We start from the raw sequence: 20,405 nt of genomic DNA, 5'->3' as shown, positions 1-20,405 counted from the left end.
GGACGGTCTATATCTGAACGGTCTACACCTGAACACGCGGGTCCAGGATGCGATAGACGAAGTCGGTGCAGAGATTAACCGCGAAGACCGCGATGACGATGAACAGAATAGCGCCCTGTATCACCGGAAAGTCCCGCTGAAAGATGCCGTCCACCAGCATGCGGCCGAGGCCCGGTAGCGCGAAGACGGTCTCTGTCACCACCGCGCCGCCAAGCAGCGCGCCGATCTGCAGGCCGATCACGGTGATGACCGGGATCAACGCGTTGCGCAGGCCGTGCCTCAGCACCACGATGAGTTCGCTGAGACCCTTGGCGCGTGCCGTGCGGATGTAGTCGAGCGAGAGGATCTGCAGCATCGAGGCGCGTGTCTGCCGCATGACGAGCGCGGCGAAGGCGGTGCCGATGGTCAGTGCCGGCAGGATCATCAGGCGGAGATTCTGCGCCGGATCGTCGATGAACTTGACGTATCCCGACGCTGGAAGCCAACCGAGTTTCAGTGAAAACAGCATGATCAGAAGTATCCCCATCCAGAAATAGGGGATGGCAACCGAAGACATCGCGAGAAAACTGGTCATCACATCGACGAGCGTGCCGCGAAAACGTGCCGCGATGATGCCCGCCGGCACACCGATAGCAACGGCGATCAGAATGGACAGGAAGGCGAGTTCGAGCGTCACGGGGATGCGCGCGCTGAGCATGTCGCCCACGTCCTCGCGGGTGCGCAGTGAACGGCCGAAATCGCCCTGGACGACGCGGCCGAGCCATGTGACGTAGCGGACGGGCGCGGGCTGATCGAGGCCATATTCCACACGCACCGCCGCGCGCTGCTCCGCGGTCGCCTGCTCGCCGAGAATGGTGACGGTCGGGTCCCCAGGCAACAGATTGGTCAAAGCGAAGACGATGACAGTGACGAAAAACGCCACAGGCAGCATCTGGATCAGCTTGCGCGAGAAATAGCTGAACATGGCTCAGAACCGGTCAAGGCGGCGATGATCGCGCGCGATCTCTGCCACGACGGCATCGGTGAAGGCGAAATGGGTGATCATCGCGGCGCGGGCGGCCGCGGGATCTTTCGCCTTCAAGGCATCGACGATCGCCTCATGGCGGGCAAAGGTCGCCGCCGGATCACGCAAGTCACGCTGCAGGCCAAGCGCACGCTGCGTAAAGCGGATCGTATCGCCCAGCGCCTCCATGAAATGCTCAAACAAGGTGTTGTCGGAACAGCGGGCGAGCGCCACGTGAAAGGCGAAGTCTGCCTGCAGCCATTGCTCCAGACTGCCGTCGATATTGCGCTTCATCTTGTCGAGGGCGATCTCGACCTGCTCTATCTGCAGGGGTGTTGCCCGTTCCGCTGCGAGTGCGGCAATCTCCGTTTCAACGGCCCGCCGCAACTCGATGGCTTCGCGCAGCCCGTTGTCGATGGTGCGCACGGCCAGCCGGAGGAACTGGTCCAGCGGCGCCACGGTCAGCCCTTGAATGGTCGTGGGCTTGCCCTGCTGAATCTGGACGATGCCAAGGGCCGCGAGCCGACCTAACGCCTCGCGCACGACGGGCTTCGACACGTTAAGCTGGCGCGCGAGATCGGCCTCGGAAGGCAGGGAGTCCCCTGGGCGAAAAACCTTCTGGCTCACCCTATCGATGATGAATTGGGTGACCGTTTCGGTCAGGCGCTGTTTATCGTTTGTTGTCGTGGACGTTTCCAACATACCTAACAGATATCTTAATAGTTCGAATCGGTCAATCGGCTGCCTATCTGATAGGTTGAAAATTGTCTCGCGCTCTTGGCGTCGCTCGGCTTTGGATCAATTAAATTAATGATTTTTATGAGTAAATTGTAACGAGGCCGTCGCAGGCCTTGCGTAAATGTACCGCCCGCGCGGCCTTTGGTTGCCGTGATAGCCTCCATGAAACCCTATTGCACCTTCGTCAACATATCTGATATGTAGGTCTCAATGAGGTGCCGCGGATGCCGCGCGTGCCCGTTTGGAGGAGACCTTTCATGACCATCATTTCACGTCGTGGATTATTGGCAGGTGCTTCGGGCGCTGGTCTGCTGGCTGGCTTTTCCGGCCTTCCGGTTTTTGCGCAGGGTGCTCCGGTTCGCGGGGGCACCATAACGGCTTCCATGGATCTGCAGCCTAAGAGCCTCGATCCCATCATGGGCGACGCGCCGACCTCAGATCGCTATGCATTGATTCAGATGTTTGAGGGACTTCTCAAGTTTGACGAGCAGGGCAATTTGCAACCATCGCTCGCAACGAGCTGGGAGTGGTCCGAAGACAAGCAATCGATCGTATTCAAGTTGCGCGAGAATGTCGTTTTCCATGACGGGGAGCCATTCAATGCGGATGCGGTGATTGCGAATATCTCCCGCGTGATCGCGCCGGGATCGACGGCGCCGCGCACGCCCGATCTCGCTGATCTCGCGGGCGCCGAGGCGGTTGATCCCATGACGGTTCGCATCAAGCTCAAGAAGCCGTCAGGCGCCGCCCTTGCGTCGCTGGCGGTGGAGGCGGGCATGATGTGCTCGCCGGCCGCGTTGAAGAAGCTGGGGCAGGATTTCGGCAGGCAGCCCGTCGGCACGGGACCCTACAAATTTGCGGAATGGGTTGGCGGCAGCCATATCCGCTTCGTGCGCAACGAGCGCTACTGGCGCGATGGTGCGGACGGAAAGAAGCTGCCCTATTCAGATGCAGTGGTCCTGCGCATTATCCCGACGACAGCCGTCAAGATGGTCGAGGTCAAGTCCGGGGGCGTGCAACTCGTCGATGGCGTGACGCCGCGTGATTTCGAGGAGGTGCAAGCCAATCCCGAGCTGAAGCTTGTTGCTGTTCCGCCGGGTATAGCGCAATGGATGACCTTCAACGTCAAGAAAGGAATATTCACCAACCCGGCCCTACGCGCGGCTGTCAACTACGGCGTCGATCGCAATGTCCTGATGAAGGGCATCACGCGTGGCTTTGGTGCTGTAACGCCCACCTGGGTGCCGCCGACGGATTGGGCTTTTGACGCGAGTGTGCCCGCGCCCAGCCTCAATCCGGCCAAGGTGCAGGAGCTTCTCAAGGAGGGTGGACAGCCGAACGGCTTCAACGCCAAGTTGTCGATCATCCAGCGCGATCCCGACACTCAGGTCGCGCAGATCGTCCAGGCGCAACTCAAGCCGTTCAAGATCAACCTTGAGATCGAGATCCTCGAACGGCAGGCCTGGGTGCCAAAGGTTCTCGATCATCAACATGAGATCGCCATTGGCCGTGTGAACGTGCCGCGCGCTGATCCGGATCAGGTCTTCGGGCCCTTCTTCGGACGCACGGCTGCGCAGAACTGGTCCGGCATCAACGATGAGGAAATCTTCAAGTTGGTGGATCAAGGGCGTGAGGAGACGGATCAGGCCAAGCGCAAGGCTATCTACAAGCAGCTGCAGACCGCGCTGAACACCAACAATTACTATTCCTGGCTGTTCTTCCGGGAAGCGCGCCACGTCGCGCGCAAGGAACTGCAGAACATCATCCTGGATTCGGGCGGAGCCTGGCAGTTGGCGGAAGCCTGGATAGCCAAGAGCTAATTCTGTTCCAGGGGCTGATCCAGCTCCAGGAACGGATACTGGTTTCGCGGGTAAAAATTATCAGTGTAATCGACAGATAAGAGTGACAGGATGACGTTCAATGTGTTGTCCGGCGCGCCGGATATGCTCGATGTCATTGAGCGATACAAGCGACTTTATACCGGGCTTGTCTATGACATCATGGATGAGATGGGCCTGCCCAACCAGGCGCTCGCCACGGACATCAGGCCGCTGCGGGACGACATGGTCATCGCCGGGCCGGCCTTCACCGTGCAGGGGATCGCCGACCCGACCGGCGATCCCGGGCTTCGGGAGCGGCGCATCAAGATGTTCGGCGACATGCGCCATCCCTGCGTCGACGTCCGCGACTGCGGTTTCGATGCGAGGGTCGCTCATTATGGGGAGATGAACGCGGTGCTCGGTCGCGCCAAGGGCGTGACCGGGGCTGTCATCGATGGCGGCATTCGGGACAGCGGGCTCATCCTCAAGATGGGCTTTCCCTGTTTCCGTCGCTATCACTCGCCCGTCGAGGCCGTCGCGCGCTGGAGCTACTATCGCTGGCAGCAGCCCATCACGCTGCGCGGCAATCTGAGCGCGACTGTCACGGTCAATCCGGGTGACTTCATGTTCGGTGACATCGACGGTGTCCTCGTGATCCCGAAGGAGCGGGCGCTGGAGGTCCTACGGCTGGCGGAGGAACATGCGGCGACGGAAACGCGCGCCCGCGCCGATTTCGCCGATCCGGCCAATGATGCCGAGGAGGTCTACGGGCGCTACAAGAAGCTTTGATTCTTCATCGAGGCGAGGGCCGGACGACGATCCCGGACGGCGCCGTCCGGGATCGTTCTGTTCTGAGCGACGAAGCCTCCCGCGAGGCCCCAATGCCAAGGGTCTCAAGGGCGCGCCGGGATCTCCAGGCCGCGCTGCACGGCAGGACGGGCAAGACCGCGCTCGAGCCACTGGGGCACGTTCGTCAGGCTGGCGTAGTCGACGAGCTCGCCCGCGCCATAGAAGCCGACGAGGTTGCGGACCCAGCCGAGAAGCGAGATATCCGCGATGGTATACGCGCTTCCCATGATCCACTCACGGCCGGCCAGGCGTGTTTCCAGCACGCCGAGGAGGCGTTTGGATTCTGCCCGGTAGCGCTCAAGCGGGCGCTTGTCCTCAATTTCACGACCGGCGAATTTGTGGAAGAAGCCCAATTGGCCGAACATCGGCCCAACCGCGGCCATCTGGAAGAATACCCATTCGATCGTCTCGTAGCGCGCGGCGGCGTCGTTTGGCAGGAAGCGACCCGTCTTCTCGGCAAGATAGAGCAGAATGGCGCCGGACTCGAACAGGCCAAGCGGCTTGCCGTCTGGCCCGTCCGGATCGATAATCGCGGGGATTTTTCCATTCGGGTTGAGCGACAGGAACTCCGGCGTCCAGGTCTCGTTCTGGCCGATGTTGATGGTATGCGCTTCGTAGGGGAGCCCGGTCTCCTCCAGCATGATCGAGACCTTGACGCCGTTGGGCGTCGGCAAGGAGTAGAGCTGGATACGCTCGGGATGCTGCGCCGGCCAGCGAGCGGTTATGGCAAATGTGGAAAGATCGGGCATGAAGGGCTTTCCTCGGTATCGGGGGGGACAGGGCCGCCTCGGCGGCGAATACCCCTTGGGGATGATTCCTGCCCGCAGTGTTGCGCCAGGCGATAACCTGAGCAACCACCCTGGAAACATGCCGTCCCCGTCCGTCATGCGATGTCGGGGGCTGGCGCGACGCGCTGCGCGGCCTAATTCGTGCCGATTGATCGGTATCTGGCCGCCTTATCATCGTATCAGCCTGCGGCGTCGGACGCGGCAATGAGGCTTGCACTTGGGTTTCCACAGCGGCCCGTCGCCCGCTCTTTGATGCGATTGCGGAGCCCCTTCATCAGACCTCATAATTGAGCTTCGGGAACTTCGGGTTTCGGCGCGAAGATCACTCTTCCGAGATTTTACCTCAGCGAGGGAGGGATGGCGTCAAAACGCCAATGCGCTGCGATGACAGATATAATGACCAAGAGAATTTATGAGGCACCATCCCCTTCCGACGGCGCGCGTGTACTCGTCGACCGGTTATGGCCGCGCGGTGTCCGTCGCGACGCGGCCGAGCTTACGGATTGGCTCCGTGATATCGCTCCGAGCAACGAACTGCGCGCGCTGTTTCATAGCAAGCTTGAGCTCTGGGATGAGTTCTGCAGGCGCTATGCGATGGAGCTCGATGCGCATCCAGAGGCCTTGAAGCCGTTGCAGGAACTCGTAGCGAAGGGGCCGGTCACGCTTCTCTATGCATCACGGGAGACGACCCACAATAATGCGGTGGCCCTGAAGAATTACCTCGAAAGGCGGCACGATTGACGCCGCAACGGCCCCATGGGTATCGCAAGCGATGGGGACGAAAGGGATAGATATGGGATGGGATAGGACGGGAGCGCGCAACCGCGATGCTACCAGCTGATCCCGACCAACGGCCTCGTATTGACGAGTGTCCGGTGATCGGGGCCGCGGAGCTTGCGATTGAGTTCGCCCGGTCAGTCGATGATCACATAGATCTTGCGGACAGTCTCGATCGTCTTCCAGGTACCGGCGAAGCCAGGCCTCATCACGAAGCTATCCCCGGCGCGGTAAGTCACGGGCTCCTTGCCTTCCTCGGTCAGTTCGACCACCCCTTCGAGAATATGGCAGAACTCGTAGATATCGCTCTTGCGCATGAGGTTCTTGCCGGGTGTCATCTGCCAGACCCCCGTCTCCACCTTGCCGTCGATCGCGTCCTGCTCCCAGGTCGTGCAGGTTGGGTCGCCCTCCAGCAGGCGATCGGGATCAATTTTCGATTGGGCTCCATCGCCGAGCGCCTTGGTGGCAATGGTCTTCAGGAGGGACATGGCTTTTCCTTGCAGGTTGCGAAATGCGCGGGACATGGATGCGCTGCAGCCAGGCCGTCGGATAACCCCGACCCGGCCTAGCAAATGCGCTCTGACCCCTATGCCTGATTCTCATGTGCCGCGATAAGCTGGAAGTCGCGCCGGCCGGTCTTGACCCCGGTCATGGAAATCCGCGCGGCGGGTCGGCCTAACTCACAGTCTCGCTGCCAGCTCTTCCAGCTGGTCGGTGCAGCGGCCCCAGCCCTCGTGAAACCCCATGCCTTCATGGGTTTCACGATCTTCGGCCGTCCAATGGCGGACACGTGCGGTATAGCGGGTTTTGCCGGGATCGCCGACCTCTTCCTCGAAGGTCAGGATGATCGTGATGAACGGCTTTTCTGAAGGAACCCAGGCCTCGCTATAGGCATCCGTGATGACGAGCCGCTCGTTTTCGACGACTTCGAGATAAACTCCACGGTTGGGGTAATCCTGGCCGTCCGGGCTGCGCATGACGATGAAGTTCGAGCCACCGGGGCGGACATCGAGCTTGGCTTCGCTCACACTCCATGGGCGAGGCGCGAACCACTGTTTCAGAAGCGTGGGATCGGTCCAGGCGCGGAAAACGGCATGGCGGGGCGCCGCGAGCGTGCGGGAGAGCGAAAGCTCGTGGGTGGCCGATGTCGTTGCAGTCGATGTCATAACGTTATCCTCGCTAGATCTGTTTTTTGTAGGGTCGGTGGCAAGTTGCGTTTCGTAGTGTAAACGCTATCATTGATCTCGCCTCAGGCATCTATCGCGCCGGCTGCGCCACGATGCCATGGTTTGCGATTGTCCGCGTACCCCTGATGGGTGCGTTCTTTCCCCCTGATAGGGATTTTGCCTCATCTCCATCCTCCTCGCTTGGCACTTTAACGGGATCTGGCATGCGGGATTTGGCATGCGTCTCGGACCAGGCCCTACCAAAAGGCCAAGCCTTGCCAAAAGGCCAAGTGTTCAGGCTCCCACAGCTTCTGGGTCTTCCTATGGCAACGATCGTCATTACGGGCTGCGACACAGGTCTAGGTGTTGAATTCGCGAGGCAATACGTGGCCGAGGGCCACCGCGTCCATGCTACATGCCTCGATCCGCACTCCGCTGACGAGACGCGGGCGATCGCTGGCGACATCACGGTGTCGAAGCTTGATGTCACGGATCATGCTGCAATCGAAGCTTTCGCGGAAAGCCTTGGCGGTGCATCCGTCGATATTCTCCTCAACAACGCAGGGATTGGCCGGCCACATCCACCCTTCGGGCAGACCGACTATCCAAACTGGCGGCGTATCCTTGAAACGAACCTGATCGGCCCCATGAAACTGGCGGAATGCCTTGTCGAGAATGTCGCCGCCAGTGAACACAAGACAATGGCTTTCGTGTCGAGCCGCATGGGGTCGATCACGCTCAACAATTCGGGTGGTTCCTATGCCTACCGATCCAGCAAGGCGGGCCTCAACATGGTCGTTAAGACGCTGGCGGTCGACCTCGCGCCGCGTCATATCAGTGTGATCGCCTTGCATCCCGGGTGGGCGGCGACGGAGCCTGGCGGGCGTGTGCCGGTCGCCGAAAGCGTTGCTGGAATGCGCGGCGTGCTGCACCGGGCCGGCCGGCACCATACCGGCATCTTCCAGACCTATCACGACCAACCCTTGCCCTGGTAAGGCCATGACGGACGCTCCCGAAATCGAAGTGGTGGTTGACCGTCGTGACCAGCTCGGCGAGTGCCCTTGCTGGCACGCGGAGGAAGGCGCGCTCTATTGGGTGGATGCATTGCGTCCGGCCCTGCATAGAATGGGGCCTGATGGCGACATTGCCTCCTGGCAAATGCCAGCTGTGATCGGCTCCTTCGGTTTCCGTGACAAGGGCGGCATAGTGGCCGCGCTGCAAACAGGCTTCGCACTCGTTGAACTCGTCGACGACCGCGGTACGAGCTTTGTGAAGCGTCTTGTCGATCCGGAGCCGGAGCGGCCTTTCAACATTCTGAACGACGGCAAATGCGACAGGCACGGGCGCTTCTGGTGCGGCTCCCGTGACGCAGACCTCGCTCATCCGACGGGCGCGCTTTATCGTCTGGACGATTGCTCGCATGTTTCCTGTATGGATCGGGGCTTCATCGTCTCCAACGGCATTGCCTTTGCCCCGGATGATCGCACGTTCTATTTCGCGGACAGCCGCGCCGAGTCCGTTTTTGCCTATGATTTCGATATCGACGAAGGGGTGATTTCGAATCGACGCCTGTTTTTCTCGACCAGGGACATTCCAGGCCGTTGTGATGGCGCGACCGTCGACAGTGAGGGGTTCTATTGGTGCGCGCTCGTCCACGGCGGGCAGATCGCGCGGGTCGATCCGAAGGGCCGTTTCGATCGCCTCATCGATCTACCCGTCAAGCATCCCACGATGTGTGCCTTTGGCGGGCCCGATCTCGATATCCTCTACGTGACAAGTGCGGCCTCGATGGTGCCCGAGGCCGAGCGTGCCAGCATTGTGCACGCTGGTGCGGTCTTCGCGGTTCACGGATTGGGCGTGCACGGTCTCCCGGAGCCGAAATTCGCCGGCTGATTCAGGCGCCGCCCGCGAGGACGAGCGGCTCTTCAAGTTGCGTGTCCTGGGATTGGAAGAAGAGCCGGATCGGCCTGCGCTGGGAGGTGCCGACGCCCGGCTTTGTCGCGCTGACCTGGATATGATGCGAGGGGTTGTCGGTGAAGGTGAAGCGCCCGTCAGGTCCGCTCGTGGTGCGGCTCTTTTCACTGAAGGTCGTGAAATTAAACGTCCAAAGAGTCACGTCCGCGCCGGTGACGGGCCGGCCCCCCGCATCCACGACCCTGCCTTCCACCAGGCCGTTGTTGTGCATATTCGCGTAGAGATCCCACGCGCCGGCAATGAGGGCGATGATGAGCGGCGTCACCACGAAGCGGTTGAGCAACCACTTGCGCCAGCGGGGACGTTGAAAATCCTCATTGTCCACGATGCGACCTCATCCCTTGGTGGCGCCGGATGTGAGCCCCTGGATGAATTCCTTCTGCGCCAGGAGGAAAAGCAGGATGCCGGGTGCGAGAACCATCACACAGAATGCATAGAGCGCGCCCGTCGTATCTTCCTGATAGGACAGGAACCGCGAGAGGCCGAGCGGCAAGGTCTGCATGTCGGCGGATCGTGTCATGATCAAAGGCCAGAGGAAGTTGTTCCACGACCAGATGAACGACAGGATGATATTGGTCGCCATGGCGGATTTGGCGAGCGGCATCATGACTTTCCAGATGATGCGCCATTCGGAGAGGCCGTCGATCTTGGCGGCATCGATCAGGGACTTCGGCACCGCATCGAAACTCGCCTTGAAGACGAAGATGCAGATGATCGTCGAGAACTGGGGCAGCGCGAGGCCGAGATACGAATCCAGCAGGCCGAGCTTGCCGGTGATGAGATAGGCCGGAATGATCGTGGCCTGGAACGGCACCATCATGCAGGAGAGAAACAGCATCAGGACGAGGTTCTTGCCGCGAAAACCCCGCGTCAGCGCGTAGCCTGCCATCGCATTGAAGATGACATTGGCGGCGATCGTCAACACCGACACGATCACGCTGTTGAGGAAATAGCGCGCGAAGGGGATCGCATACCAGACATCCACGTAATAGAAGATGTGCGGATTGCGCGGAATGATATTCGGCGGATATGTGAAGATATTCTCGCCAGATACGGATGTCTTGAACACCCAGTAAAATGGCACGAGCATGATGAAGCTAACGGCGAGCAGGATGACGTGGATTGGCCAGCGCGGGTAACGAAGCATCAGTCCCGCTCCACCGCACCTGCATTGCCGCCCGAAAAGCGATTGGCCGCCCAGGCAATGGCAATGAGCATGATGAAGAAGACCACCGTCACAGCGGCCGCGTAATCAAACCGTGTCTGCACGAAACCGAGCTTGTAGATATAGGTGACGAGGATCTCCGTGGCGCGGCCCGGCCCGCCCCCGGTCATCACATAGACGAGGTCGAAGCTCGTGACCGAGTTGAGCATGCCGATGACGAAGCACAGAAAGATCGACGGTTTCAGCAAGGGCAGGGTAATGCGCAGGAAACGGCGGAATGCGTTGGCCCCGTCGATCTCGGCCGCCTCATAGAGGTTGCTTGGGATATTCTGTAATCCCGTCAGCAGAATGATCATGTAGAAGCCGAGCATCTGCCAGATGTTGGCGGCGATGACAGATGGCAGCGCCCAGGTAAAGGAATTGAGGAATTGAATGGGCGAGTCGACGAGATGGAGCGATCGTGCGACATAGTTGATCAGGCCGACACGTTCGTCGAACATCCACCGCCAGATGATGGCGACAGCCACCGTCATCAGCGGGTAGGACAGAAAGATCGCTGTTCGATAAACATCCCTCCCGCGGATATCCGCATTGACGAGAAGTGCCAGGGCCAAGGCGATCGCGATGCCGATGGGCGCCGATCCGATGATGTAGAGCGTGTTCAAGAGCGATTGCCAGAACACCTCGTCGGTCAGCATTTCGTCGTAATTCTCGAGGCCGATCCAGATCGCGGGCCGCAACGGCGACCATGCCTGAAAGGACAGGACGACGTTCCAGGCGAGTGGGAGGATGCGGTAAAGCAGAAATATCAATAACGACGGGGCCAGAAAGCACCAGATCAGGACGGCTTGCCGCGTGTTCTTGCGCGCAATGAAGAATGATCGGTAGTCCCGCGCCGCCTCGGTAACCGCTGTCGCCATTACGTCTTTCCGCTTGTCACGCTATATCGACCGAGGGCCAGCTTCCCGCTGCGAGCGGGAAGCTGCATTTAGCAAGACGCGCCCGTCAGGAGCGTCGCATCACGCGTGTGACCGCGCGCTCGGCGTCCGCCAGGGCTGTTTTCGGATCCTTCCGGCCGAGCACCGCGTTCTGGATCTCGGGCCAGAACGCATCCTTGACCTGCGCGTCATTGGGCAAGGGCCAGTTGCCGGTCATCTTGTCGGTGTGCTCGATTTGTGTCTGAAGAACAGCATGAGCGAGGGGGTCCTCGGTCTTCATCTTGGCGAGGACCGAATTGTCTGCCTCGATATTCCCGGTGAGGATGCGCCGGCTCAAGGCGAACCGCGTGGCCCATTTGTTGCCCGTCATGTGCTTGATGAGCGACCATGCGAGTTCAGGGTTCTTCGACGATTTCGAGATGACGAAAGCGTGGTTGGTCGGCGTGGACCAGTTGCCCGGCGCCTGCGCCGCGCCAAGCGTGTCCGGGTTGACCCACGGCCCTTGGCCCTTGACGAAGAAATATGAGGCCGAATGCGCCTGGAGCATGCCGACATTGCCTGCGGCGAAGGCGCCGTTTGGCTCGACCCAACGTCCCGTCCAGGCAATCTTGTTGATGCCTCCAGAGGAGGTCGCCTTGGCGAGCTTCTCGAGCACGGCGGCGGTTTCGGGCGTGTTGAAGGCCGGCGTGCGCATGTCCGGCTTCAGCAGCTCGACGCCGTTCATCCGCATCAGCGGCCAGTAGAGCCAGTCGAAATTGAGGGTCAGGAATCCCGTCTTCTCGCCCTTCGCCATGGCCTCCGAGAATTTGATGATCTCGTCGAACGATTGCGGCGGTGCCGATAGTCCGGCCTCCTTGAACATCGTCTTGTTGTAGTAGAGCAGCGTCTTGGCGACATAGAACGGAATGGCGAATTGTTTCTTGTCGTAGACAAAACCGGAGAGATAGTCGGGATTGTAGAGCTTCGCGACGGCCGGTTCCTTTTCCAGCATCGGCGACATGTCGAGGAGCGCGCCATTGGCGGCCCATTCCACCCAGATCATCCCCTGGAGATCGACGATATCGGGCGCCGTGCCCGCGACCAGCTGCGTCTGATAGAAGGCTGGGAGTTCAGGGCCCTTCTTGTCGAGCCATTCGATCTCGACGCCGGGATTGTCCTTGATGAAGTCCGCGAACTGTTCTTTGAAAAACGCTTCCTGGTCAGCGATATTCCAGGTCAGCATGCTGATTTTCTTGTTGGACTGCGCCCTCAGATAGGCGGGGGCGGCAAGCACACCCGCCATCGCCAGTCCGCCTTTGATCACTGTCCTGCGATCCATCCCGCCCTCCCTCGAACTTTTGTTATCCGGCTTTGCTGTGGCCACATGCGCCTGCAAGGCGCGAGAACGCATCTCCGCTGCAAGGCGTTACGCAATCGATATGCAAACATGCACAACGGCCGCTCGATCGACCGGGTTTGCTTCCGTCCCCTTTGCAAGAGCGTAGGGCGTGTTGTTCTGGTTGCCAACGCTCATTCTTGGGTTGATGATAGCGCTTGCAGGCGCGCGGTCAAGCGCTCAACCGTAGCTTGCCGGTGCTTATTGTGACAGTCGCTGTTTTCATGCAGTTATCGGGCTTATGAGCACGCTCCGATTGCCGCGAACGGCTGAAATGCAAGCGATTTCATCTGGTGCAACATTTCATTGAGTGCAACATATTGCGGATTTACTGACTCGACACGCATCCGCAGTGGAGAAAGTCGATGAGGGGAGAGGGGCTTATGTCTCGCCGCCAGCCCGGTGATCTACGGAGTGCCCGCTGGTATTCGGCGGGCGGGATGCGCGCCTTCGCCCATCGCCAGCGCATGCAGCAGATGGGCTTCCGGCGCGACGAGTTCATGGGGCGCCCGGTCATCGCCGTCGTCAACACATGGAGCGACCTCAGCCCCTGTCACGCGCATCTGCGCGAACGGGCGGAGGCCGTGAAGCGGGGCGTTCTGCGCGCGGGCGGCTTTCCGGTGGAACTGCCCGCCTTGTCTCTCGGCGAGGTCATGGTGAAGCCGACGACCATGCTCTACCGCAATTTGCTGGCGATGGAGGTCGAGGAACTGCTGCGTCAGCACCCAATCGACGGGGCTGTGCTGCTCGGCGGCTGCGACAAGACCACGCCCGGCCTCGTCATGGGCGCCATCAGCATGAACATCCCGGCCATCTACTGCCCGGCGGGCCCGATGCTGAACGGTCGTTGGCGCGGGACCAAGGTCGGCGCGGGGACGCACACGCGCAAGTATTGGGACGAGTATCGCGCCGGCCATCTCGGTGAAGCGGAGATGGTGGAGATCGAGGGTATTTCCACACGGTCGCCCGGAACCTGCAATACGATGGGCACGGCGTCGACCATGACGTCGATCACCGATGCGCTCGGTCTGATGTTGCCGGGTGCGTCCAGCATCCCCGCCATGGATGCCGCGCATCCGCGCATGGCGTCGGCCTGCGGGGAGCGTATCGTCGAGATGGTATGGAGCGACGTGAAGCCGCTCGACATCCTGACGCCGGCAGCGGTCCGCAACGCGCTGCATGTCGATGCGGCGCTGGGCGGCTCGACGAACGCGGCGGTCCATCTCGTCGCCATCGCGCGGCGGGCAGGCCTCGCCATATCTCTTGAGGATTTCGACGCGGCGGCCCGCCAGACCCCGGTTCTGGCGAATATCTTCCCGGCGGGGGATGCCTTGATGGAGGACTTTTTTTTCGCCGGCGGACTTCTCGGCCTCATGTCGCGGCTCACCGACAGGCTCGATCTCGACGCGATGACCGCTTCCGGGGTGGCCTGGGGCGACGTTCTGGCGAAGACGCGTGTCGATGACGATGACGTCATTCGGCCGCTCGACAGGCCGGTGGTCGACCGTCCGGCCATCGCCGTGCTGCGCGGCAACCTCGCCCCCGATGGCGCCGTCATCAAGCCGTCGGCGGCGAGCGAGCATCTGCTCGTTCATCGCGGCCCGGCCGTCGTGTTCGACAGCCATGCCGAGCTCAACGCCCGCATCGATGATCCCGCGCTCGCGATCGACGAGAACAGCGTACTCATCCTGCGCGGCGCCGGCCCGGTAGGGGCGCCGGGCATGCCGGAATGGGGGGCGCTGCCCTTGCCGAAGCGCCTGCTCGATCGTGGTGTCCGCGACCTCGTGCGCATCTCCGACGCCAGAATGAGTGGGACGCACTACGGCACCTGCGTCCTGCATGTCGCGCCGGAATCCCATGTGGGCGGGCCGCTTGCGCTTGTGAGAACGGGCGACGAGATCCTGCTCGACGTGCCGGGCAGACGGCTCGAGATGCTGGTGAGCGATGAGGAGCTGGCACGCCGGCGCGAGAACTGGCGGCCGCCGCCGCGCCGGTTCAGCCGCGGTTATGGCGTGATCGTGGAAAGCCACATCACACAGGCCGACAAGGGCTGTGATTTTGATTTTCTCGAGGCAGGCGCGGCTACGCCCGAACCTGAGATCTTCTGATCCGGCCCAATCTCCCAGAACTGTGTTCCAAGCCACGCGCCCCCAGGAAGTTGGATCGAATGGCAAAAGTCCCGCCGGACGATATGCTGCCCACCGTCCTTCACCCCGCACCACGGGAGCGGCTCGGCACGACGCGTTCGCGCATGGAGGATGTCGCCCGGCTGGCGGGCGTGTCGACCGCGACGGTCTCGCGGACGCTTCGCCAGCCGGACCGGGTCTCGCCCCCCGTCCGGGCGCGCGTGGGCGAGGCCGTCGAGCGGCTGTCGTATCGGCGCAATCTCATGGCGGGCGCGCTCGCGAGCGCCCGCAGCATGACGATCGGCGTTATCATTCCCTCGATGATCAACTCTTTCTTCTCGGCGACGGTCGAGGCCATGGAAGAGGGCCTGGAGGGTAGTGGCTATCAATTGCTCATCGGCAACAGCCGCCATTCCATGGATGTCGAGGAACAACTCGTTGCTTCCGTGATGGCCTGGTCTCCCGCCGCGATCGTGCTCACCGGGCGCCGTCACAGCCGCGAAACCATCAGAATGCTGCTCGATGCGGACATTCCGATCGTCGAGATGTGGGAGCTTTCCGACCACCCCATCGACATGATCGTCGGCTTTTCCCAGCGTGCTGCCGGCCGGGTCGTCGTCCGCCATTTCGCCGAGCGTGGTGCGCGCAAGCTTGGCTTTATTGGCGCGATGCTCGATCGTGACTACCGTGCGGTCGATCGCTACGCGGGCTTTGTCGAGGCGGCCGCCGAGGCGGGTTTTGCGCCGCCTGTGGAATACCGCCTCGAGAAAAGGGCGAGCGCGCTCGGTGGCAGCGAGGCACTGCGTGGCCTCGTCACGCGGCATCCGGACGTGGACGCCGTTTTCTGCACCAACGACATTCTCGCCCTGGGCGGCTTGTTCGAGGCGCAGCGGCAGGGCTGGCATGTCCCCGAACGCTTGCGGATCTGCGGCTTCGGCGATCTCGAATTCGCCGCGGCCAGCGAGCCGGCACTCACCACCGTGCGACCGCCGCGCGGGGCGATCGGCACCAAGGTGGTCGAGGTTCTGCTGTCCCGTCTCGGGGGTGAACCTGCCAGGCAGACGATCTTCGATCTCGGGTTTGAACTCGTAGCCCGTGGTTCGACCTGATCTCCATGACGGCCCAACGATCAGGTTTTCAGGCGAGCCTGGTCAGCGCATCCAGATCCTGCGTAAGGCCGAGGCCGTGCGCCTCGCTCAGATGGACGTGGCCTTCCGCCAGCGGCATCAATCCGTCGATGAGAGCGTCGCGCCACGGGTTGGGATTGGTGTCGATTTCAAGCAGGCCATCGCCGCCGGTCGCTGCCAGGAGATGCGCCGACGCGAGCAGCCCGATGCCGCCGCCGAGATAGTGCGGGCAATAGGTCAGGCCGGCGTCGGCTGTCTTGCGGGCCACATCGAGGCAACCCGACAGTCCTCCCCATTTCGCCGCGTCCGGTTGGATGAAGCGTAGCGTCCGGCTTTCGATCGCGGCTTCGAACGTGTCGGTCGCGTTCATGTTTTCGCCCGCCGCGATGGGAATTGGAATGGCCTCGGCGACGGCCTGCCATTCCTTGAGCGGCCTGTCGGCAGCAAGGGGCTCCTCCAGCCAGGCAAGATCATAGGGCGAGAAGGCGCGGCCGAATTGGATCGCCTCATCGCGCGACCAGCCCTGGTTGGCATCGATCATCAGCGTCGCTTCATCGCCAATGGCCGCGCGGATGGAAGAAAGCGAGCGGCGGTCGACCTCTTCGCCGAAGCCGACCTTGAGCTTGAAGGCGCGATGGCCTCGCGCCTTTTCCGCCGCGGCAACCTCGGCGGGTCGTTCCGGGCCGATGCCGCTGGCATAGGCGCGCACCCGCCGCTGGTCAGGGGCGCCGAGACCGTATGCGCGTCTGAGATAAGCACGGAGCGGCAGTCCGGCCCGGCGCGCGGCCAGATCGTGGCAGGCGATGTCGAACCCCGCCGCCACCTGCCGCAAGGGCCCCCATTCACCGGATTGCAGCGCCAGAATGTGCAGGGACTGCATGAGCCGCGCGAAGACCTCGCCCGTCGGCAGTGGGGACAGGTGCCGGAGCATCGGTCCGACCGTCGCCAGCGCGAGACGCGCGCGGTGCTCGGCGCCGACGGACGGAAAGTTGCACCAGACTTCGCCGAGCCCGCGGTGACCGTCACGGTCGCGCACCTCGATGAACACGGCGGGTCGGTCGGTCATGGTCCCGAACGAGGTGCGGACCGGGGTGTCGATGGGCGCACGCACCGCAACGGCTTCGATCTCCGCAATCGCTATGATGTCCGCGCTCATCCGTCCCCCCCCCCCCCCGCTTTGCGCGCATAATGTTGCGCGAGATGAAATTCTGTTTCATCATGTGCAGCATAGAGCAAGTTTGGCCATAGGAGCCAGCGATCTTGAGCAGCCTCGTTCCCGAAAGCGATATGCTGGGCGACGTGCAAGCGGACCTGGGCGCCTCTGACAGCACTGGGGCCGATGCCGGAGCCTCATCGTCCGTGCGCGTGATCGATCGGACCATGCGCATCCTGCGGGTCCTGGCCGACAGCACGGATTCCATGACGCTGACCGAACTCAGCCAGCGCGTTGATCTTCACAAGTCCACCGTGCTGCGGTTCCTCAAGACACTGGAAAAAGGCGGCTTCGTCGCCGCCGGCCACAACGGCAAGGGTTGGCGGCCCGGGCCTGTGTTTCTGGACATACGGTCGCGCAGCATTGCGCGGCATGATCTGGCGGGGCTCGCGAGGCCGCTGATGGAGGAGGCTTGCAGCCAGACCGGCGAGACCGTCCAGCTGGCCATTCTGCCCGATACGAGCGTCGTCTATCTCGCGAAGGTGGAACCTCTTGATCCGCCACTGAAACTCAACACGCAGATCGGGGCACGCCGGCCCATCCATTGCACCGCGCTGGGCAAGGCGATTGCGGCCTATCGCGATCCGGCCGAGGTGGATGCCATTCTCAAGGAAGCCGGTATGCCGGCCTTCACGGCCCGGACGCTCACCAGCGGGGAGGCGTTGCATGAGGCCCTCGGCAAGGTCCGCGCCGATGGGTTCGCGGTGGATGATCGCGAATACAATGACCTTGTTTCCTGTGTCGCCGCGCCGATCCGCAATGGCGAGGGCACGGTTGTCGCAGCGTTGAGCATTTCCAGCCTCGGACAGACAGCGAGCTCCCCGCGCTTCGCTGAATTGATTGCCGTCGCGCGGGACACGGCCGCGCGGATCGGCGAATTGCTGGGATGGCATAGCCAGGCGTCGCGGTGATGATAAACTCCGAGATCGGCCTGGTTCGCGTCGCTCACGAGGAATAAACTCAACAGTTTTTGTGACATCGGAGCCCTTGTGACACCGGATCCGGATGCCTCGCCACCCGGCCTTTTTCCGGTGAGGATGTGCCTCCAGGACAATCCGGTGGCTTCAAGCGAATATAGTGCAGCGCGCCGGTTGGGGTTGCATCGTCGCGTCGCTGCTCCAAGGATAAACGGCGTTTCCGTGCCGGAGAGCACGGGTCATGATAGGGGAGAGTTTGCGTGGTCGAGACTTCCGGGGCAGGCCTGTCGCGTGTGGACGAGGGTGAGGGGGCGTTCGATCGTGTCCTCAAGGGGGGGCGCGTGATCGATCCGCGCAATGGCATCGATGCCGTCATGGATATCGGTATCAGGGATGGCCGGATCGCGGCGGTGGCGGAGCGGCTAGACGCCGGCGCGGCAGCGGTCGACGACATGGCCGGCCATATCGTTACGCCAGGCCTCATCGATATCCACACCCATGTCTATCACAAGGCGACCTCCCTGAGCGTGGACCCTGATCCCGTGGCGCGACGCTCCGCGGTGACGACACTGGTCGACGCGGGCAGCGCGGGCGCGGGCAATCTCGAAGGTCTCAAGGATTTCGTCGCCGCGCGGTCCGCCTTCAACTTGCTGGCCTATGTGAATATTTCCTTTCCCGGCATTTTTGCCTTCGACAAGGCCTTCTCGGTCGGTGAGGCGACGGTGCGGGACCTCCTCAATGTCGGGCGCTGCGTGGAAGCCGTGGAGGCACACAAGGACTTCGTCGTCGGCATCAAGGTGCGTATCGGCGACAAGACGTCCGGCGACGTGGGACTTGAGGCGCTTGACCGCGCGATCGCCGCGGCGGAGCGTACCGGGTTGCCGGTGATGACACATATCGGCGGGCCACCGCCGTCCTATGAGGACATTCTCGCGCGCATGCGGTCTGGCGATATCCTGACCCATTGCTTCCGCCCCGCGCCGAACGCGCCGGTGGATGGGGAGAGGCTCGTACTCCCCGCGCTGCGCGAGGCGCGGGAACGTGGCGTGCTGTTCGACATCGGCCACGGCATGGGGGCCTTCGGGTTCGATAGCGCGGAAGCGGCGCTTGCCGACGGCTTTCCGCCGGACATGATCTCCAGCGATGTGCACGTCATGTCCATCAAGGGACCGGCGTATGATCTCCTGCACACCATGAGCAAGCTGATGTGCTGCGGTGTCGGCGTCACCGATGTGATCGCCATGGTGACCGATGCCCCGGCCAAAGCCATGAGCCGTGACCACATTGGCCATCTCGGCGTGGGAGCCGCGGCCGACATCAGCGTGCTCGATCTCGTTGAGGTGGCCGTGCCCTTCGTCGATGTCATCGGCCATCGCCGCGAGGGCATGAAACTGCTGAAGCCACACGCGCTGTACGTGGCCGGACAGCCGGAAGCGGTTGCGCCGCGTCCTTTCGAGCCGGATGCCGCGTGACGATCGGTTGAAAGTTTCATTCAATGATACAAAGTATCTACTGATGAAATTTTAGTTGCAAAATGCAGGCGGAACCCTATCGTCCTCGGGAAGCGGGCCGTGTGTTCCGCCTGCCAAAAATAAGGGGAGAAATGGCTGATGTCGGTTGCCGGCACGCTGGAATCTGATGCGTTTCCCGCCAATCCCTTCCGCGCCGCGCTCTCGCGCGGTCGCCCCCTCATCGGCATATGGTCGATGTTGAATTCCGTCGATGCCACCGAAGCGCTTTGCTGGTCAGGCTATGACTGGATCCTCATCGACGGAGAGCATGCGCCGGTCTCGCTGCACGACGTGATGACCCACTGCCGCACCGTGGCGGGCACGCCGACGATCCCCATCGTCAGGCTCTTGTGGAACGATCCGCTCCTGCTCAAAAGCCATCTCGACGCCGGCATCGGCACGATCATGCTGCCCTATGTGCAGACCGCCGAGGAAGCTGCCGAGGCTGTGCGGGCGATGCGTTATCCACCCCGTGGCGCGCGGGGCATCGCCGCCATGCACCGGGGGAGCCGCTATTCACGCATCAAGGACTATGCGCGCCGGGCCGACGAGACGCTGTTCCTCATCGTCCAGATCGAGACGAAGGAGGCGCTGGACAATTGCGAGGCGATCGCGGCGGTCGACGGTGTCGACGCGGTCTTCTTCGGGCCAGGCGACCTCGCCGCGAGCATGGGTTTGCCCGGTCAGGCAACGCACCCGGATGTCACGGCCGCCATCGAGGATGGCCTGAGGCGTTGCCGCGCATCCGGCAAGGCTGTTGGTGTGCTGGCCCCCAACGACGCCATTTCCGAGCGGCATATCCGTTCCGGCTTCGATTTCGTATCCGTGGCGAATGATTTCGTGATGCTCGTGCAGCGAGCGGATGCGGCCGCAGCCCATTTTCGTGAAGTCGTCGCGCAGTCGAGCGGAAGGAACTGA

The 20,405-nt window shown here is 62.0% G+C and carries 20 protein-coding genes; 10 read left to right on the top strand and 10 right to left on the bottom strand.

What is annotated here, in order from left to right:
* Positions 1 to 22 precede the first annotated feature (22 nt).
* Together KIO74_RS10750 and KIO74_RS10745 are read right to left on the bottom strand one after the other, a co-directional pair.
* Positions 23 to 964 (bottom strand): ABC transporter permease, encoded by a 942-nt coding sequence (locus KIO74_RS10750; RefSeq protein ID WP_213331986.1) that lies wholly within the window; start codon positions 962 to 964, stop codon positions 23 to 25.
* 3 nt (positions 965 to 967) lie between these two features.
* Positions 968 to 1,705 carry a FadR/GntR family transcriptional regulator gene (locus tag KIO74_RS10745; protein ID WP_213331985.1) on the bottom strand — a complete coding sequence of 246 codons (738 nt, stop codon included), beginning with the start codon at positions 1,703 to 1,705 and terminating at the stop codon, positions 968 to 970.
* Between the two features lie 293 nt (positions 1,706 to 1,998).
* Between KIO74_RS10745 and KIO74_RS10740 the strand changes: the two genes are divergently transcribed.
* On the top strand, positions 1,999 to 3,561 hold the full coding sequence (locus KIO74_RS10740) for an ABC transporter substrate-binding protein (RefSeq protein WP_213331984.1): 1,563 nt from the start codon (positions 1,999 to 2,001) through the stop codon (positions 3,559 to 3,561).
* 90 nt (positions 3,562 to 3,651) lie between these two features.
* Entirely contained in the window at positions 3,652 to 4,350 is a 699-nt protein-coding gene (locus tag KIO74_RS10735) for an RraA family protein (RefSeq protein WP_213331983.1), read from the top strand.
* A 104-nt stretch (positions 4,351 to 4,454) separates the two neighbouring features.
* Here the strand turns inward: KIO74_RS10735 and KIO74_RS10730 are convergent, their stop codons facing one another.
* The gene (locus KIO74_RS10730; protein ID WP_213331982.1) at positions 4,455 to 5,159 is read right to left on the bottom strand and encodes a glutathione S-transferase N-terminal domain-containing protein; all 705 of its coding nucleotides are present in this window, start codon (positions 5,157 to 5,159) and stop codon (positions 4,455 to 4,457) included.
* Positions 5,160 to 5,582: 423 nt separating this feature from the next.
* Here KIO74_RS10730 and KIO74_RS10725 point away from each other — a divergent pair, with 423 nt between their 5' ends.
* The gene (locus KIO74_RS10725; RefSeq protein ID WP_213331981.1) at positions 5,583 to 5,939 is read left to right on the top strand and encodes a DUF488 domain-containing protein; all 357 of its coding nucleotides are present in this window, start codon (positions 5,583 to 5,585) and stop codon (positions 5,937 to 5,939) included.
* 173 nt (positions 5,940 to 6,112) lie between these two features.
* Here the strand turns inward: KIO74_RS10725 and KIO74_RS10720 are convergent, their stop codons facing one another.
* Both KIO74_RS10720 and KIO74_RS10715 read right to left on the bottom strand, forming a co-directional pair.
* A complete protein-coding gene (locus KIO74_RS10720; protein ID WP_213331980.1) occupies positions 6,113 to 6,463 on the bottom strand; it encodes a cupin domain-containing protein in 351 nt (116 codons plus the stop codon).
* 192 nt (positions 6,464 to 6,655) lie between these two features.
* Positions 6,656 to 7,141, bottom strand: a complete 486-nt coding sequence (locus KIO74_RS10715) for an SRPBCC family protein (protein ID WP_213331979.1) — start codon at positions 7,139 to 7,141, stop codon at positions 6,656 to 6,658.
* A gap of 323 nt (positions 7,142 to 7,464) precedes the next feature.
* Here KIO74_RS10715 and KIO74_RS10710 point away from each other — a divergent pair, with 323 nt between their 5' ends.
* Positions 7,465 to 8,136, top strand: a complete 672-nt coding sequence (locus tag KIO74_RS10710) for an SDR family oxidoreductase (protein WP_213331978.1) — start codon at positions 7,465 to 7,467, stop codon at positions 8,134 to 8,136.
* 4 nt (positions 8,137 to 8,140) lie between these two features.
* Positions 8,141 to 9,034 carry an SMP-30/gluconolactonase/LRE family protein gene (locus KIO74_RS10705; protein WP_213331977.1) on the top strand — a complete coding sequence of 298 codons (894 nt, stop codon included), beginning with the start codon at positions 8,141 to 8,143 and terminating at the stop codon, positions 9,032 to 9,034.
* A gap of 1 nt (position 9,035) precedes the next feature.
* Here KIO74_RS10705 and KIO74_RS10700 read toward each other — a convergent pair whose 3' ends face one another.
* The 4 genes from KIO74_RS10700 to KIO74_RS10685 form a co-directional block, all read right to left on the bottom strand.
* Positions 9,036 to 9,440 (bottom strand): carboxypeptidase-like regulatory domain-containing protein, encoded by a 405-nt coding sequence (locus tag KIO74_RS10700; protein WP_213331976.1) that lies wholly within the window; start codon positions 9,438 to 9,440, stop codon positions 9,036 to 9,038.
* Between the two features lie 9 nt (positions 9,441 to 9,449).
* Positions 9,450 to 10,262 (bottom strand): carbohydrate ABC transporter permease, encoded by an 813-nt coding sequence (locus KIO74_RS10695; protein WP_213331975.1) that lies wholly within the window; start codon positions 10,260 to 10,262, stop codon positions 9,450 to 9,452.
* The gene (locus KIO74_RS10690) at positions 10,262 to 11,200 is read right to left on the bottom strand and encodes a carbohydrate ABC transporter permease (protein WP_213331974.1); all 939 of its coding nucleotides are present in this window, start codon (positions 11,198 to 11,200) and stop codon (positions 10,262 to 10,264) included. The genes KIO74_RS10695 and KIO74_RS10690 overlap by 1 nt, the downstream gene beginning before the upstream one ends.
* Positions 11,201 to 11,285: 85 nt before the next feature.
* Complete coding sequence (locus KIO74_RS10685) at positions 11,286 to 12,536, bottom strand: ABC transporter substrate-binding protein (protein ID WP_213331973.1); 1,251 nt, start codon at positions 12,534 to 12,536, stop codon at positions 11,286 to 11,288.
* Between the two features lie 440 nt (positions 12,537 to 12,976).
* On the opposite strand from KIO74_RS10685, the gene araD reads away from it, so the two are divergent.
* On the top strand, positions 12,977 to 14,701 hold the full coding sequence (araD, locus tag KIO74_RS10680) for an L-arabinonate dehydratase (RefSeq protein WP_213331972.1): 1,725 nt from the start codon (positions 12,977 to 12,979) through the stop codon (positions 14,699 to 14,701).
* A 59-nt stretch (positions 14,702 to 14,760) separates the two neighbouring features.
* On the top strand, positions 14,761 to 15,828 hold the full coding sequence (locus KIO74_RS10675) for a LacI family DNA-binding transcriptional regulator (protein WP_213331971.1): 1,068 nt from the start codon (positions 14,761 to 14,763) through the stop codon (positions 15,826 to 15,828).
* A 28-nt stretch (positions 15,829 to 15,856) separates the two neighbouring features.
* Here the strand turns inward: KIO74_RS10675 and KIO74_RS10670 are convergent, their stop codons facing one another.
* Positions 15,857 to 17,002 carry a mandelate racemase/muconate lactonizing enzyme family protein gene (locus KIO74_RS10670; RefSeq protein ID WP_213331970.1) on the bottom strand — a complete coding sequence of 382 codons (1,146 nt, stop codon included), beginning with the start codon at positions 17,000 to 17,002 and terminating at the stop codon, positions 15,857 to 15,859.
* Positions 17,003 to 17,106: 104 nt separating this feature from the next.
* On the opposite strand from KIO74_RS10670, the gene KIO74_RS10665 reads away from it, so the two are divergent.
* From KIO74_RS10665 to KIO74_RS10655, 3 genes are all read left to right on the top strand, one after another.
* Entirely contained in the window at positions 17,107 to 17,970 is an 864-nt protein-coding gene (locus KIO74_RS10665; protein ID WP_213331969.1) for an IclR family transcriptional regulator, read from the top strand.
* A gap of 266 nt (positions 17,971 to 18,236) precedes the next feature.
* Positions 18,237 to 19,448, top strand: a complete 1,212-nt coding sequence (locus KIO74_RS10660; protein ID WP_213331968.1) for an amidohydrolase/deacetylase family metallohydrolase — start codon at positions 18,237 to 18,239, stop codon at positions 19,446 to 19,448.
* A 138-nt stretch (positions 19,449 to 19,586) separates the two neighbouring features.
* Positions 19,587 to 20,405, top strand: coding sequence for an HpcH/HpaI aldolase family protein (locus KIO74_RS10655; RefSeq protein ID WP_213331967.1), 819 nt, complete (start codon positions 19,587 to 19,589; stop codon positions 20,403 to 20,405).

Source organism: Chelatococcus sp. HY11 (assembly GCF_018398335.1).
Lineage (GTDB): Bacteria > Pseudomonadota > Alphaproteobacteria > Rhizobiales > Beijerinckiaceae > Chelatococcus.
The sequence above is the reverse complement of the archived record's forward strand: the minus strand, read 5'-3'. Positions and strand labels throughout refer to the sequence as shown.